This window comes from Flavobacteriaceae bacterium GSB9, assembly GCA_022749295.1.
Classification (GTDB): Bacteria; Bacteroidota; Bacteroidia; order Flavobacteriales; family Flavobacteriaceae; genus Flavisericum.
In genome coordinates, this window is sequence record CP062007.1 from 1,727,070 (window position 1) to 1,742,537 (window position 15,468).

General features: G+C 38.1%; 14 protein-coding genes. 2 read left to right on the forward strand and 12 right to left on the reverse strand.

The features are described 5' to 3' along the window. The first annotated feature begins 15 nt into the window (after positions 1–15). On the forward strand, positions 16–1,134 hold the full coding sequence (gene leuB / locus GSB9_01490; protein UKM64932.1) for a 3-isopropylmalate dehydrogenase: 1,119 nt from the start codon (positions 16–18) through the stop codon (positions 1,132–1,134). A 131-nt stretch (positions 1,135–1,265) separates the two neighbouring features. Next, on the forward strand, positions 1,266–2,030 hold the full coding sequence (locus GSB9_01491; protein UKM64933.1) for an ROK family protein: 765 nt from the start codon (positions 1,266–1,268) through the stop codon (positions 2,028–2,030). Here GSB9_01491 and argH read toward each other — a convergent pair. The 12 genes from argH to ilvA form a co-directional block, all read right to left on the reverse strand. Beyond that, on the reverse strand, positions 2,014–3,288 hold the full coding sequence (gene argH / locus GSB9_01492) for an argininosuccinate lyase (GenBank protein UKM64934.1): 1,275 nt from the start codon (positions 3,286–3,288) through the stop codon (positions 2,014–2,016). The two genes, GSB9_01491 and argH, sit on opposite strands and share 17 nt — an antisense overlap. Before the next feature lie 201 nt (positions 3,289–3,489). Further along, entirely contained in the window at positions 3,490–4,557 is a 1,068-nt protein-coding gene (locus tag GSB9_01493) for a M20 family metallo-hydrolase (GenBank protein UKM64935.1), read from the reverse strand. 1 nt (position 4,558) lies between these two features. Further along, entirely contained in the window at positions 4,559–5,335 is a 777-nt protein-coding gene (gene argB / locus GSB9_01494) for an acetylglutamate kinase (GenBank protein UKM64936.1), read from the reverse strand. Between the two features lie 75 nt (positions 5,336–5,410). After that, complete coding sequence (locus GSB9_01495; GenBank protein UKM64937.1) at positions 5,411–6,352, reverse strand: N-acetylornithine carbamoyltransferase; 942 nt, start codon at positions 6,350–6,352, stop codon at positions 5,411–5,413. Between the two features lie 110 nt (positions 6,353–6,462). After that, positions 6,463–7,227: a glutamate 5-kinase gene (gene proB / locus GSB9_01496; GenBank protein UKM64938.1), complete on the reverse strand. Its 765-nt coding sequence runs from the start codon at positions 7,225–7,227 to the stop codon at positions 6,463–6,465. 21 nt (positions 7,228–7,248) lie between these two features. Then, positions 7,249–8,406 carry an aminotransferase class III-fold pyridoxal phosphate-dependent enzyme gene (locus tag GSB9_01497; GenBank protein ID UKM64939.1) on the reverse strand — a complete coding sequence of 386 codons (1,158 nt, stop codon included), beginning with the start codon at positions 8,404–8,406 and terminating at the stop codon, positions 7,249–7,251. A gap of 124 nt (positions 8,407–8,530) precedes the next feature. After that, positions 8,531–9,514, reverse strand: coding sequence for an N-acetyl-gamma-glutamyl-phosphate reductase (gene argC / locus GSB9_01498; GenBank protein UKM64940.1), 984 nt, complete (start codon positions 9,512–9,514; stop codon positions 8,531–8,533). A 92-nt stretch (positions 9,515–9,606) separates the two neighbouring features. Next, positions 9,607–10,785: an argininosuccinate synthase gene (locus GSB9_01499; GenBank protein UKM64941.1), complete on the reverse strand. Its 1,179-nt coding sequence runs from the start codon at positions 10,783–10,785 to the stop codon at positions 9,607–9,609. Positions 10,786–10,871: 86 nt separating this feature from the next. After that, positions 10,872–11,468: a hypothetical protein gene (locus GSB9_01500; GenBank protein UKM64942.1), complete on the reverse strand. Its 597-nt coding sequence runs from the start codon at positions 11,466–11,468 to the stop codon at positions 10,872–10,874. A gap of 390 nt (positions 11,469–11,858) precedes the next feature. Continuing rightward, a complete protein-coding gene (azu, locus tag GSB9_01501; protein UKM64943.1) occupies positions 11,859–12,365 on the reverse strand; it encodes an azurin in 507 nt (168 codons plus the stop codon). 10 nt (positions 12,366–12,375) lie between these two features. Next, the gene (locus tag GSB9_01502; protein UKM64944.1) at positions 12,376–13,968 is read right to left on the reverse strand and encodes an NADP-dependent glyceraldehyde-3-phosphate dehydrogenase; all 1,593 of its coding nucleotides are present in this window, start codon (positions 13,966–13,968) and stop codon (positions 12,376–12,378) included. 167 nt (positions 13,969–14,135) lie between these two features. After that, positions 14,136–15,401, reverse strand: coding sequence for a threonine ammonia-lyase IlvA (ilvA, locus tag GSB9_01503; protein ID UKM64945.1), 1,266 nt, complete (start codon positions 15,399–15,401; stop codon positions 14,136–14,138). Positions 15,402–15,468: the final 67 nt, after the last annotated feature.

Below are 15,468 nucleotides of genomic sequence, written 5' to 3' on the forward strand. Positions count from 1 at the left end.
ACAAGTAAATACGAAATGAAGTTAAATATTGCCGTTTTACCTGGCGATGGTATAGGCCCAGAAGTTATAGCTCAAGCCGTTAAGGTTTTGAAAGCTATTGCTATGGAATTTAATCACGTATTTACTTTCGAAAACGGTTTGGTTGGTGCCAGTGCAATCGATAAAACAGGCAAAGCCCTACCACAAGAAACCATCGATCTTTGTAAAAAATCTGACGCTGTACTGTTTGGAGCCATAGGAAAAACATCGTACGATTTAGATCCCGATGCCAAAATTAGACCAGAACAAGGCCTTTTAGGCATCCGAAAAGCATTGGGTTTACATACAAACATTAGGCCTATCATTGCTTATAACGATTTATTAAGCAAATCATCACTTAAAGTCAGACAAATTAAAGACACAAACATTCTCATTTACCGCGAGTTAACCAGTGGCATATATTTTGGAGAACGGACATTAAGTGAAGATGGCAACACAGCCTCGGATGTTTGCACATACCATCGGTTTGAAATTGAACGTATTGCCCACCAAGCCTTTAAGGCGGCACAAACAAGAAAGCGTAAATTAGCTTTAGTTGATAAAGCGAACGTTTTGGAAAGTTCAAGGCTTTGGAGGCGTGTGGTTCAAGAAATAGCACCGCAATACCCCGATGTAAGAGTTAATTATCTATACATTGATAATGCAGCGATGGAACTCATTATCCGTCCAAGACAATTTGATGTTATATTAACCGAAAATATGTTCGGAGATATCCTGTCGGAAGAAGCGAGTGTAATTGTAGGTTCTATAGGCCTTCTAGCTTCAGCATCTGTAGGTGATGAGCATGCCATGTTTGAGCCTATTCACGGGGCTTACACCAAAGCGGCCAACAAAGGTATTGCCAACCCCATTGCTTCAATTTTGTCGGCAGCCATGCTGTTAGATCATTTCGGACTCGATGAAGAAGCTGCCTTGGTAAGGGAAGGTGTAGATAAATCTCTAAAACTACACATCACCACTCCCGATTTAAACAACAAATACGACAATATAAGCACCACAAAAGTGGGCGATTTTATTGAAGACTTTATCAATAATCCGGATGAGACCAATTTAAACTTTACTAACATACATTTAGGACAGTCCACGATTATTTAATTATTTGAGTTAGTCACCAACATATTAAACTAAACATTTTTGGAAGTCCTTAAAAGCGCATGTAAACCATGCGCTTTTTTAATTTATTGAAACTGTTGTATTTTTAAGCTGGATCAAAATTTAAAACATAAATGGAATTACTAGGAATCGATATTGGCGGATCGGGAATGAAGGGTGCGATTATAAATTCAGAAACAGGAGAACTTATTACAGAACGCTTTCGGATTCCAACCCCACCATCTCGAAAACCCAAAGGCATGGCTAAAACATTTAAAGACATTGTTAATCATTTTAATTACAAGGGCCCAATAGGATGCGGGTTTCCAAGTATTGTAAAAAATGGCGTTTGCCAAGCCAAAGGGAACCTAGATTCCAGCTGGGTAAACGTTAATGCCGAAACCTTATTTTCTGATGCTTGTGGACTACCGGTTACCGTAATTAATGATGCTGATGCAGCTGGGTATGCCGTAATGAACTACGGTATTGGAAAAGACAAACTAGGTCTTGTTATCATCATCACTATTGGAACTGGCCTTGGAAGTGGCGCATTTTATAACGGCGAACTGATTCCTAATTTCGAATTAGGCCAAATACCCTATAAAAAGTACAGGAAAATTGAACATTGGGCAGCGGCCTCCGTTAAAGATCGGAAAGACTTAAGCTATAAAAAATGGGGCAAACGATTTAATACTTTTCTGGAAATCGTAGAAACTGTTTTATGCCCCGATTATATTATTCTCGGTGGTGGCACATCAAAAGATTTTGATGCATTCAAAAAACGGATTACCGTCTCCACTCCCGTACTTCCTGCCGAATTAGGCAATTATGCCGGCTTAATAGGGGCAGCAGTCGCAGCTTTGCACCCCCAACAAATAAATCTTAAGCAGGAAATTTAGCGCGAATTTCATCCAAACATAAATTATGAATACTACCTTCGTGGGTATGCTTTTTTGAGGTGTCGGGCACATAGGTTCCATCCTGAACTTGCCCTCCGATTTTTTGATACGCCTCGCGGAAGGTTTGGCCATCAACCACTAAATTATTGATGTTATCAACCGTAAACAGGTATTTGTACAAATCGCTGTTGATATCAACATCTTTCACTATAATTTGCTGAATGGAATAATTAAAAATATCCAAAATATCCTTTATTTCCTCAAAAGCAGCAATCATACTCTCTTTCAACAACTGAAAATCGCGGTGATAACCACTTGGTAAATTATTGGTGATTAACACCATTTCACTCTGCAAAGCTTGTATTTTATTACATTTTCCACGTATCAATTCAAAAACATCGGGATTCTTTTTATGCGGCATAATACTGCTTCCTGTGGTCAATTCATCTGGAAAGGAAATAAATCCAAAATTCTGACTCATATACAAACAAGTATCCATTGCAAAACGCGCCATAGTATTTGCTAAACTTCCTAGAGCCGCTGCAATAGTTCTTTCATTTTTTCCACGTCCCATTTGGGCTGCTACTACATTGTATTTTAAGGTGGCAAAATCCATTTCTTTTGTTGTGAACGTTCTGTCGATTGGAAAAGAACTTCCGTAGCCTGCAGCTGAACCCAACGGATTTTGATCCACCGTTTTTTTAGCGGCATCGATTAAAAATACATCATCAACCATTAACTCGGCATAGGCGGAAAACCACAACCCGAACGACGACGGCATAGCCACCTGTAAGTGCGTATAACCCGGCAGTACTTTATTTTTATAGTTTTCAGCTTGATCCAATAGCGTATTGAAAAGCGTTTTGGTTTTTTCTTTTACCAAAGTCAAATTTTCTTTGTAGTACAGATGAAGTGCCACTAAAACTTGATCATTTCTGGAACGAGCTGTATGAATTTTTTTACCCACATCGCCTAGGGTTTTGGTGAGTTCGAATTCTATTTTGGAATGTACATCTTCAAACTGCTCATCAATAACAAATTCGCCAGTTTCAATTTGATTGTCCAAATCTTGCAAACCACCTAATAACTGCTCAAGTTCAGCCTGGTTTAAAATGCCTATTTTGTGCAACATTTTAGCATGGGCTTTTGATGCCATAACATCGTATTTTGCAATATGGATATCGATTTCTCTATCGTTACCTACTGTAAATTGTTCTATTTTTTTATCGATGGATATACCTTTGTCCCAGAGTTTCATTTATTATGTTTTTTGTCATTCCCGCGAGGGCAGGAATCTTATAATTCTTTAGTTTTAATTTTTTAGGCCCTTCGACTCTGCTCAGGGTGACAATTTCTATTACTCTCATTGTGAACCTTACTATTATGCTCAAGACAGGCTAAGATAAAGCTATTTTATATTCTTAGAGATAACCAAGTTCCTCCGCTCTTCACTATGACGTTATACGATAACCCGATTCAACAATTCAACATACATTTGAATGCCTTCTTCTATTTCGTTGATATAAATGAATTCGTCTGCCGAATGTGAGCGCGTACTATCTCCAGGCCCCAATTTTAAACTTGGGCATTTCAGTACCGCTTGGTCCGATAATGTTGGTGACCCATAAGTGCTTCTACCCATGGCTATTCCAGCTTTCACCAAATCGTGATCCACAGGTATAGATGACGAATTTAAGCGCAAACTACGGGGCGTTATGCTAGTACAGGGTGATTGGGTTTGTAAAATTTCAGCTATTTCGGCATTACTATAAGCATCGTTAACGCGTACATCGACCACCAAATCGACATGACCAGGCACCACATTATGCTGCGAACCGGCATTAATTTGGGTTACCGTCAACTTAACCTCCCCTAAAGCATCAGTGCTTTTTTCGAATTTAAAATCTTTAAACCACTGTAACACCTCAATAGTGTTATAGATAGCGTTGTTATCGTTGGGATGAGCTGCATGGCTAGGCGTTCCGCCTACTACGGCATCAAAAACCACGAGCCCTTTTTCCGCTACAGCCAAATTCATCAAAGTGGGTTCGCCCACAATGGCCACATCTACTTTTGGAATAATGGACAACATACTGTTGAGCCCATTGGGACCGCTACTTTCCTCTTCTGCGGAAGCAACCATTACCAAATTATATTTTAAATCCTTATGGTTATAAAAATGGGTAAACGTCGCAATTAAAGACACTAAACACCCGCCGGCATCGTTACTGCCCAAACCATATAATTTGCCATCTTCAACAATAGCTTTAAAAGGATTTTTGACGTATGCACTATTTGGTTTTACCGTATCGTGATGCGAATTCAACAACAGCGTTGGCTTACTTTCGTCAAAGTGTTTATTGATTGCCCAAACGTTGTTTTTAGTACGCGTATAATCAATATTGAATTGTTTAAACCAAGCTTCAACATGTGCTGCAGTAGCGTCTTCTTCAGAAGAAAAAGACTGCGTTTCAATGAGTGTTTTTAAAAGCGTAATGGCTTTTTGAGTTAATTCCTGTAGCGCCATATTATAAAGTTATGGTTGTAAAATTGTTATCGGTTTGTGTTAACATCGATGTATTTCCCATGTTGATATTGCTCACGCCGTTGTTAAGCGCTTCAAAACAGTTTTCAAGCTTCGGAAGCATCCCATCGGCAATAATACCCTGCTCTAAAAGTTCTTTGTAGGTTTTGGAATCGATGTGTTTTATTACCGAACTTTTATCGTTAATATCTCTTAAAACTCCATTCAATTCGAAACAATAATAAATGGATGTTTCGTAAAGTTGACTCATACCCACTGCTACTTGCGATGTAATGGTATCTGCATTAGTATTGAGCAATTGGCCATTTCCGTCGTGAGTAATCGCACAAAAAACAGGAGTAAAATCGGCCTCTATCAATTTATTGACCGACTGGTAAGATACGCTTTTCACATCACCCACAAAACCGAAATCGACTTCCTTTACTGGGCGTTTTACCGATTTAATACTGTTAATATCTGCACCTGTTAAGCCAATCGCGTTAGTATTTAATGCTTGTAGTTTGGCTACCACATTTTTATTTACCAAACCACCGTACACCATGGTAATCACCTCTAGCGTTTCGGTGTCAGTGACACGCCTGCCATTAACCATTTTCGATTCTATGCCCAATTTTGAAGCAACATGCGTGGCTCGTTTGCCTCCACCGTGTACCAAAATTTTCTTTCCTTCTAAATTAGCAAATAATTTTAAGAATGCGTTTAGGGCATTGTCATCTTCGATGATGTTTCCGCCTATTTTTACTATGGATAGTTTTTCCATTTTTTTAATTATCATTATGACGAAGTAACCTATTGAAAGATTGCTTCAATTGTTCCTCTTTCGCAATGACGTTTTCTATTTATTATTCTCCAACAGTTTCTTCAACACCAACTGCGCGGCATAGGTACGATTATTAGCCTGCTCGATAACCAATGAACTACCGCTATCCAACACCGCATCCTCAACAATTACGTTACGGCGAACAGGCAAGCAGTGCATAAATTTTGCATCACCCAACTTTTCTTTGGTAATCATCCAATTGGGGTCGGTGCTGAGCACTTTTCCATAATCTTCGTATGAACTCCAATTTTTCACATAAACAAAATCGGCATCCTTAAAGGCTTCTTCCTGGTTGTGATAAACCTTTGTATTCCCCGTAATTTCAGGGTTCAAATCGTAACCTTCAGGATTGGCAATAACGTATTCTACATCCAATTTTTGCATCACTTGTGTAAAACTATTGGCTACGGCATGTGGCAACGCTTTTATATGAGGCGCCCAACTTAAAACCACTTTGGGCCTTTTAGTTTTGGCATGCTCCGAAATGGTTAAAGCATCTGTGAGCCCCTGTAATGGATGGCCTGTGGCACTTTCCATATTTACAATAGGCACGGATGCGTACCTCTTAAAAGCATTGAGCACTTGTTCGCTTTCATCCTTTACTTTATCTGTTAACGTTGGGAAAGCACGCACGGCAATAATATCACAGTATTGCGACACCACCGCAGCAGCTTCCCTTATGTGTTCGGCCGTTGAGCCATTCATTACCGTGCCATCTTCAAACTCCAGCCCCCAAGCATCGCCAGAAACATTCATAACAATAGGATTCATCCCTAAATTTAAAGCCGCCTTTTGCGTACTCAAACGGGTACGCAAACTGGAATTAAAAAACAACAACCCAAGGGTTTTGTTCTTTCCTAATTCTATATTATTTAAAGGTGTCTGCTTTAATTTTTTAGCTTCCTCAATCCATGAATTGATATTATCTATATCGTGTATGGAGGTGTAATGTTTCATCTGTTTAGAATTCATTTTTTTTATCGGTCAGATGTAATCCACCACTGAATATCTCGGTAATCATCAAGAATTATTATGGCTCATTTCATCTTTTATCTTTTGTTCTTTATTTATTGTATTTTGGTAAAAGGCACCTTATGCTCGATGGCATCCAATATAAAATTATCAGCCAAACCGTTAACAATCCAGGTTTCAATATTAGCATTTTTGGCTACAGAAGCCGCTTCAATTTTCGACTGCATACCGCCACTACCGTGGGAAGATTTTGAATTGACCACTTGATTGGCCAATTCTTCAAAATCATGTACCGTTCCAATGGTTTTTGGTGCACCGTTTTCGAATGATTCCTTCGTATAAATACCATTTGTATTAGTTGCTATAATAAACAAATCGGCTTTTAACAACGAAGCCGTTAAAGCCCCCAACTTATCGTTATCACCAAACTTAATTTCGTCTGTAGCCACCGTGTCATTTTCATTAATGATGGGAATATAATTATTGTTCACCAAAACATTGATGGTATTGACGATGTTTTTTCGGCTTTCCTTCTTTTCAAAATCTGAATATGACAATAAACACTGTGAGGTCAACAAGCCATATTCCCTAAAAATTTCCTGATAAATACGAATTAAATGTGGCTGACCAATAGATGCCAAGGCCTGTTTTACAAAAACGTCCTTTTTTTTGCTCTCCAATTTCACAAATTGTTTAGCTACGGCAATGGCTCCTGATGACACAATAACAAACTCATGCGTATCTTGAAGCTGTGCTATCTGATTAGCAATATCTTCAATTTTACCCCTAGAAATATTGTTGGTCTCTTTCGTGAGGGTATTTGAGCCTACTTTTAGTAAAACACGTGTTTTCTTTTGCATGTTTATCGTATAAGCTGATGGTTAAACATTCTGCAAGTGGTCTTCTTCAACTTCCGATACCGCTTCAATCAAAGCCTCAAAAAAGTGATTGATATGGTCCTTTTTTATGGTTAATGGTGGTAAAATTCGCAACAGTTTTTTATTGGAAGCGCCTCCGGTAAATATGCGATGCTCATAAATGAGCTTTTTTCGTAATTCGCCCACTTCAAAATCAAATTCCAAACCAAGCATCAAGCCCCTACCCTTTATATTTTTTATCTGCGGAACACTATTTGCCAATTTCAAAAAGTATTCCGACATGGCGTTAACGTTATCCATTAACTCCTCTTCTTCTATAACATTTAAAACTGACAGACCGGCTGCACAAGCCAAATGGTTACCACCAAACGTAGTACCTAACATACCATGCTTGGCTTCAATATTTGGGTGGATTAAAATACCGCCAATAGGAAATCCGTTGCCCATACCTTTAGCAATCGAAATAATATCGGGGGTTACATTATAGTGTTGAAATGCAAAAAACTTACCCGAACGCCCATAGCCCGACTGCACCTCATCGGCAATAAACATCGTATTATTAGCTTGGCATAGCGCGTACACTTGCTCGAAAAAATCGGCCGTGCCTTGATCTAATCCACCAACCCCCTGAATAAACTCAACAATTACCGCACAAACATCGCCCTTTTCAAGTTCTGCTTTGACACCTAAAATATCATTTAGTTCTAAAATCGTTACCTTTTGCTGTGCATTAATTGGCGCAATAATATTTGGATTATCTGTTGCTGCAACAGCTGCCGATGTACGTCCGTGAAATCCATTTTTAAACGAAACCACACGCGATTTACCCGTTTTAAACGAGGCTAATTTTAAGGCGTTCTCGTTAGCTTCGGCACCAGAATTGCACAAAAACAATTGGTAGTCTGTGCAGCCCGAAAGTGTCTCAATTTTTTCAGCCAGTTGCTTTTGTAATGGATTTTGAATAGCGTTGGAATAAAACCCTAATTCTGAAACCTGTTTCGAAACGGCTTCAACATATTTTGGATGCGCATGGCCAATGGAAATCACGGCATGCCCGCCGTAGAGGTCTAAATATTCATTATCCTTATCGTCGTAAACATACAGTCCCTTTGCCGAAACCGGGGTTACATCGTACAATGGATAAACATCAAATAATGGCATTTTAGTTGTTTTTTTTAGTTAATTTTTATGGCGTTACCCAAAGGGTCGCGCTTTACGTTTCAAGTCCTCGCTCGTGCCTCGCTGTGGGCTTTCTACTGCAATCACTAACGCACCAAGCTAGCTATTAAAAATAGGTTGCTTTTAAATGCAACCCTGTTGCTTCGTCTAAACCAAACATTAAATTCATATTCTGAACAGCCTGGCCAGAAGCACCTTTCAATAAATTATCAATAATACTTGTTATCAACAATTTACCTTCGTACTTGTGTAAATGCACCAAACAATTGTTTGTGTTTACTACCTGTTTTAAATGTAAAAAATCATCTGAAACAAAGGTAAAAGCAGCATTTTTATAGAATTCGTTATAAATGCGTTTAGCATCATCTACCGAACCTTCAAAATCCGTGTAAATGGTGGCGAAAATCCCCCTTGAAAAATTTCCACGATTGGGCATAAACAAAATATCGTTTGCAAAACCATTTTGCAACTGTTTAACCGATTGGTTAATCTCGCCCAAATGTTGATGCGTAAAAGGCTTATAATAGGAAAAGTTGTTATCGCGCCAAGTATAATGCGTGGTTGCCGATAACGATGTACCGGCACCAGTTGCTCCTGTTACAGCGTTAATATGCACATCGGTGATAAGCAAATTTTTATTAGCCAATGGCAACAGTCCCAGCTGAATGGCCGTAGCAAAACAGCCTGGATTAGCAATATAGTTCGCTTCGGTTATAGCTTTTCTCTGTAATTCCGGTAAGCCATATACAAAAGTTTTTCCATCAAAAACTTTACCGGCCTCCAATCTAAAATCGTTACCTAGATCGATAATTTTAGTGTTTTCAGAGAACGAATTTGCCGATAAAAATTTTACCGAATTACCATGCCCTAAGCATAAGAACAACACATCAACGTTTGGGTTTACAGTATCGGTAAATTCTAAATCCAATGTACCCACCAAATCTCGGTGCACCTTGCTTATTTTATTACCCGCATTTGATGTACTGAACACAAAATTAATTTCAGCTTCGGGATGATTTATTAATAATCTAATTAATTCACCAGCTGTGTATCCTGCCCCACCAATTATTCCTACTTGAATCTGTTTCATTTTTATATTTTTTTCAATTCCTGAAATTGAGATGCTTAAATAAGGCTTCAACAACGCTCAGCCTGACAATTTAGCATGACAAAAAGCCGATTTTATTTCGAGTTTACTTGCTGGTATATTTTGTTCTGGTTGCCTACAATCTTGATAAAGCCTTTGGCTTCATCGGCAGTCCAGCCTTTATTTTCTTCACCGTAGCTTCCAAATTTTGCACGCATTAAATCGTGTTCAGATGAAATACCATCCAATGAAAAATGATATGGCTTCAACGTTACGGTTACATCACCCGTAACTTTATCTTGGCTACTTTGCAAAAAGGCTTCCATATCGCGCATTACTGGATCTAAATACTGACCTTCGTGCAGATGCATGCCGTAGAAACTCGCAATGTACTCTTTGTGTTGCAATTGCCATTTGGTAAGCGTATGTTTTTCCAAAAGGTGATGCGCTTTTATAGTAATTAGGGCAGCAGCCGCTTCAAAACCTACACGTCCTTTAATACCTACGATAGTATCGCCCACATGAATATCTCTTCCAATGGCGTAGGCTGAAGCCAAATTGTTAAGCACCTCGATATTTACTTCAGGACTGTTTTCAACACCGTTTACAGCAACCAATTCTCCTTTTTCAAAAGTTAATTTTACTTTTTCTTCTTCGGCATGTTTTAATTGCGATGGATATGCTTCATTTGGAAGTGGTTTTTCAGAAGTTAAGGTTTCTGCTCCACCTACACTCGTCCCCCAAAGGCCTTTATTAATAGAATATTTAGCTTTTTCCCAAGACATATCAATTCCATTTTCTTTAAGGTAATCGATTTCTTGTTGTCTGGTTAATTTTTCATCACGAATTGGGGTGATAATTTTAATATTAGGCGCCAAGGTTTGAAAAATCATATCAAAACGTACTTGATCGTTACCTGCTCCTGTGCTACCGTGGGCAATATACTCTGCCCCTATACTTTTTGCATACTCAATAATTTCGATGGCCTGTATAATACGCTCGGCACTTACCGACAACGGATACGTGTTATTTTTAAGTACATTCCCAAAAATTAAATACTTCACCACCTTTTGATAAAATGTGGCAACAGCATCTATGTTTTTATAGGTTGAAACCCCCATTTTATAAGCATTGCTCTCTATGTGGTCAATTTCTTTTTTGGTAAAGCCGCCCGTGTTTACACTTACGGCATGTACGTCGTATTCTTTAGATAAACTAACGGCGCAATACGAGGTATCTAACCCGCCACTGTAGGCTATCACTAATTTTTTCATTTACTTTTATTTATTGTTTTTTAATTGAAATATGTAACATCCATAGTATGCTTATTTATCCATTGCTATACTTAGCAATGGATGTTTCATATATTCGGAAATTTATTTTTTAAAATCTTATTAATCTGGTTAAGTTTAGATTCGAAATAAGGGTTAACGTAATATCTATATTTGTACTCATCTCTTAGTTTTCCTAATTTTTCTAAGGTTGAAATTAATACTGGCGACAGGTCTTTTAGCGTAATAAACCTCATACCCAATAACTGATTGTTATGATGAACAGCTGGTTCTTGAGCGATTGAAATAAGAAAATCTTTCTTAAAATTTTGCGACAATAAATCCATGAGAAGCAACCCCAAATTATGGTTTCTATGCGCTTGATGAATCCACAACGAGGAACGTTCATATACAGAAAATTTATCTACAACGTGCCTGTGTGCAAAAATATGCCCATAAATTTCACCGTCTTTCATTAGGAGGTAGCAACCATTTTTTAAACGGTCTAACAACATCCCAACATTGGCATGAAACATGGCCGGAAGGTTTTTAGTTCTTTCAGAGATAACCTGCAAATGCGTTGCCGAAATCTCATGAGTAAAAACAATTTCTAAACCTTGTGTTTCACAATAGGCTTTTGCTTCCTCAATTACAGTATTTTTCTCTATATCCAATATTGAATCCATTTTCAACAATAATTACACCTTAGGCTTGAACAACAAAGGGCTTAAAAAGCCATACTATGGCTTTAAATTTCTATTCTAAATAATAACGAAAATTAAAAGTAGCGAATACTTTCTTAAACTGAATAGCCCCTTAGGGGCGAGTTTGAGGAAAACGCGCAACAACAGCTCTAGCAGGTTTTGCTAAAATATAAGAGATAGGAGATATGTTGTTTCCTGTTTTCACTGAATAACTATCTTACTATTAACTCTAAATCGTCGGCGTGAGCCCCTTTCGTTAATATAAGGCGCAAAATTACAACTTATTATGAATTACACAACATTAAAACACAAGAATTAAGCATATTCATACCCAATTTTTTAAATAGTCGTTTATTTGCGCCAACAATTATATTACTCTACAATAAATTTACCTCGCATAAGAGCATAATGTCCAGGGAAACTACATAAAAACTCGTAAGTTCCCTTCTCCGGTGCATCAAATTCTACCACGGCAACTTCGCCTCCTCCTATTAGCTTAGTGTGTGCTATAACATCTTGAGTGTTTTCGGGTATAAATTCGTTATTCTTGTAAGCTGCTGCTTTGTTTCCAAAGGTCATTACGTCAACACCTTGTTTGAGCAACACAAAATTATGCCCCATAACATTTTTATCCATTTTACCAATGTGTCTTAGCGTAACCTTCACTTCTTTCCCAGCTTCAATCCTTATTTCCTTTTTGTTGAATTGCATGGCATCATTAGCTGTTATAACGATGTTATTGGGGTTTTGTGGTACAACCTTTGAAGGCTCTGAAGTTTTTTCATAAGTAAAACCCTCGTTTTTATTTTTTGCTTTATTGCCACATCCAAACATTAGTACCGAGCAAAGCAACAAAGCGAAAATTTGAAATGTTTTCATTGTTTTAAAATTATAAAATATAATCTGTGCTTATAAAGTTAGAGGTTTTACGTTCTAAAAGTTCTTCTAAAATGGCATTGTTGTATTCGTTATCTTTTGAAGCAACAAAGGTTCTTATTGAAAACGACCGTAACGCATCGTGCACGCTCAAGGTTCCAAAAGCCGAATCCTTTCTCCCTGTAAATGGATAAACATCTGGTCCACGTTGGCAAGAACTATTAAGGTTTACACGGCAAACTAAGTTAACAAGTGTGTCGATGAGCGGCGACAAGGTTTGTACATTTTTACCAAACAAACTGACTTGCTGACCATAATTAGACTCGGCCATATCATTTAAAGGTTCGTTAATATCTGAAAACGGTACAACAGGAATTAATGGTCCAAACTGTTCTTCTTTAAATGCACGCATACTTTCATCTACAGGGTAAAGCACAGCCGGAAAAATAAAGTTTTCACTAAGCGCCCCACCTTTTTCATTCAATATTTTAGCACCTTTACTTACGGCATCATCAATAAGCTCTTGAATATAAGCGGGCTTATCAACTTCTGGAAGCGGAGTTAATTTTGCTCCTTCTTCCCAAGGATTTCCAAATTTGAGATGATCTACTTTATAAGAAAAACGACGATTAAACTCTTCAACAACCGATTCATGTACATAAAGCACTTTAAGGGCGGTACACCGTTGCCCGTTAAAAGACAAGGTACCGGAAATACATTCTTCAACAGCCAAATCTAAATCGGCATCGGGTAAAATAATAGCTGGATTTTTAGCTTCCAACCCTAAAACCATACGCAACCTATTCCCCTTTGGATGCTGTGCTTGTAAGGCATTTGCCGATTTGCTGTTACCAATTAATGCCAAAACATCAATTTTGCCTGATTTCATGATTGGACTAGCCAAAACTCTTCCACGGCCATAAATAACATTTACGACACCTTTTGGAAAACTATTTTGAAAGGCCTCCAACAACGGGGAAATAAGGAGTACACCAAGCTTAGCTGGTTTAAAAATTACCGTATTCCCCATTATCAAGGCCGGAATAAGTAATGTAAAAGTTTCATTTAACGGATAATTATAAGGTCCCAAACACAAAACAACACCAAGTGGCCCACGCCGTATGTGTGCATAAACACCCGAGTTTTTTTCAAATTTAGCTGAATCACGATCTAATTGTTTGTAGTCTTCAATAGTATCGTAAATATAATCAACCGTTCTATCGAACTCCTTTTGAGAATCTGGCAGATTTTTACCAATTTCCCACATGATGAATTTAACCACCTCTTCGCGTTTGGTCTTCATTTGTTCAACAAACTTCTCCATGCAAGCAATTCTATCGGCCACCTTCATTGTTGGCCACAAACCTTGTCCGCTTCCATAAGCCGAAACAGCTGAATTTAAAGCTTCCATAGCCTCTTCTTCACCCAATTGCGGTACCGTACCCAGCAATGTAGGACGATATTTAGAAGTTGAGGAAATTGTAGAATACACCTCGGCAGTATCGCCTTCCCAATGCTTTAATTCGCCATTGGCCAAGTAAGTGTTTTGATGGTATATCGATTCGATTTTAAACTCTTGTGGAATGTCTTGAAATGTATCGCTCATTAGATTGATTTTATATTAATAGCCAATGCCCTACTACAGGCTTTACTTCAGTTGTTTTACCTAAATTTAAGGTTAAAAGTAAAGAAAAATTAGTTAGAATTTGGGGTTGTATCATTCAGAATTAGGAGTTATACCGCGAAAACGATTTCGCATTTAAATGGTATAAATCAAACCAAGAACTGAAACAAATCAGGTTTATCATTTAGGTAATCGCCATAAAATTTCCGTTGTTTCATTTTAGAGATTAGTGGCTTCAGGTCATCGGCAGATTTTAAACGTACTCCTACTACGGCCGAACCATTTTCCCTGTTGGTTTTCTTAGCGTATTGAAAATACGTAATATCATCGTTTTCTCCTAAAATTTCAACTACAAATTCCTTTAATGCACCAGCTCGTTGTGGAAAGTTGACAATAAAATAATGCTTTAAATTAGCGTAAAGTAACGCCCGTTCTTTTATCTCTGCCGTTCGGGTAATATCGTTATTACTGCCACTAACTACACAAACTACGGTTTTACCTTTTATTTTTTCGGCATAAAAATCGAGCGCTGAAATACTCAATGCTCCAGCGGGCTCGACTACAGTTGCGTCTTTATTATATAGTTCCAAAATAGTTTCGCACACTTTGCCTTCAGGTACGGTAATTACATCATCCAGATTTTTTTTGCAGATGGCAAAGTTTAAATCGCCCACCCGCTTAACGGCTGCACCATCAACAAACTTTTCAATGTGTTCCAACTCGGTATTTTTGTTGTTTTCAATAGACACTTTCATCGATGGGGCGCCCTCAGGCTCTACGCCTATAATTTTTGTTTTTGGCGACAAGGTTTTAAATACGGTTGAAAGCCCCGATGCCAAACCGCCTCCACCAATGGCAATAAATACATAATCAATTGGCGCTGTTGATTGTTCTAAAATTTCGAGTCCGATAGTCGCTTGGCCTTCAATAACCTTTTTATCATCAAAAGGGTGGATAAATATTTTACCCTGTTCTTTACATTCGGCCATTGCGGCCCGACTGGCATCATCAAAAGTATCGCCAACAAGCTTAATCTCAATAAAATCCTCACCAAACATTTTGACCTGCTCTATTTTTTGATTGGGCGTGGGCGACGGCATAAAAACAGTGCCTTTTATTTTCAATAATTTACACGATAAGGCCACTCCTTGTGCATGATTACCGGCACTAGCACACACTACCCCTTTTAATGCCTCAGCTTGGGTTAGTGAGCTAATTTTATTGTATGCGCCACGGATTTTATATGAACGTACTTGCTGAAGGTCTTCACGTTTAAGTAAAATATTAGCATCAAACTTTTTGGACAACCTGAAGCTCTGACTTAAAGCGGTTACTTCTGAAACGCTTATAATCGTTTCGGCTGCTTTCTTCACGTCATCCATACTGGGGAAATAGGTTTTCTGCTGCGCTTTCATTCTCTTGATATTTTTAGTAATAAAAAAACCTGCTGGACTCAACAATCCAACAGGTTTTTACCATCAA

Excerpts from the sequence above, each read along its gene's own strand:
- proB (UKM64938.1), bottom strand. The coding sequence starts at position 7,227 with ATGCAAAAGAAAACACGTGTTTTACTAAAAGTAGGCTCAAATACCCTC.
- argH (UKM64934.1), bottom strand. The coding sequence starts at position 3,288 with ATGAAACTCTGGGACAAAGGTATATCCATCGATAAAAAAATAGAACAA.
- GSB9_01491 (UKM64933.1), top strand. The coding sequence starts at position 1,266 with ATGGAATTACTAGGAATCGATATTGGCGGATCGGGAATGAAGGGTGCG.
- GSB9_01493 (UKM64935.1), bottom strand. The coding sequence starts at position 4,557 with ATGGCGCTACAGGAATTAACTCAAAAAGCCATTACGCTTTTAAAAACA.
- GSB9_01502 (UKM64944.1), bottom strand. The coding sequence starts at position 13,968 with ATGAGCGATACATTTCAAGACATTCCACAAGAGTTTAAAATCGAATCG.
- GSB9_01500 (UKM64942.1), bottom strand. The coding sequence starts at position 11,468 with ATGGATTCAATATTGGATATAGAGAAAAATACTGTAATTGAGGAAGCA.
- leuB (UKM64932.1), top strand. The coding sequence starts at position 16 with ATGAAGTTAAATATTGCCGTTTTACCTGGCGATGGTATAGGCCCAGAA.
- argC (UKM64940.1), bottom strand. The coding sequence starts at position 9,514 with ATGAAACAGATTCAAGTAGGAATAATTGGTGGGGCAGGATACACAGCT.
- GSB9_01497 (UKM64939.1), bottom strand. The coding sequence starts at position 8,406 with ATGCCATTATTTGATGTTTATCCATTGTACGATGTAACCCCGGTTTCG.
- GSB9_01499 (UKM64941.1), bottom strand. The coding sequence starts at position 10,785 with ATGAAAAAATTAGTGATAGCCTACAGTGGCGGGTTAGATACCTCGTAT.
- GSB9_01495 (UKM64937.1), bottom strand. The coding sequence starts at position 6,352 with ATGAAACATTACACCTCCATACACGATATAGATAATATCAATTCATGG.
- argB (UKM64936.1), bottom strand. The coding sequence starts at position 5,335 with ATGGAAAAACTATCCATAGTAAAAATAGGCGGAAACATCATCGAAGAT.
- ilvA (UKM64945.1), bottom strand. The coding sequence starts at position 15,401 with ATGAAAGCGCAGCAGAAAACCTATTTCCCCAGTATGGATGACGTGAAG.
- azu (UKM64943.1), bottom strand. The coding sequence starts at position 12,365 with ATGAAAACATTTCAAATTTTCGCTTTGTTGCTTTGCTCGGTACTAATG.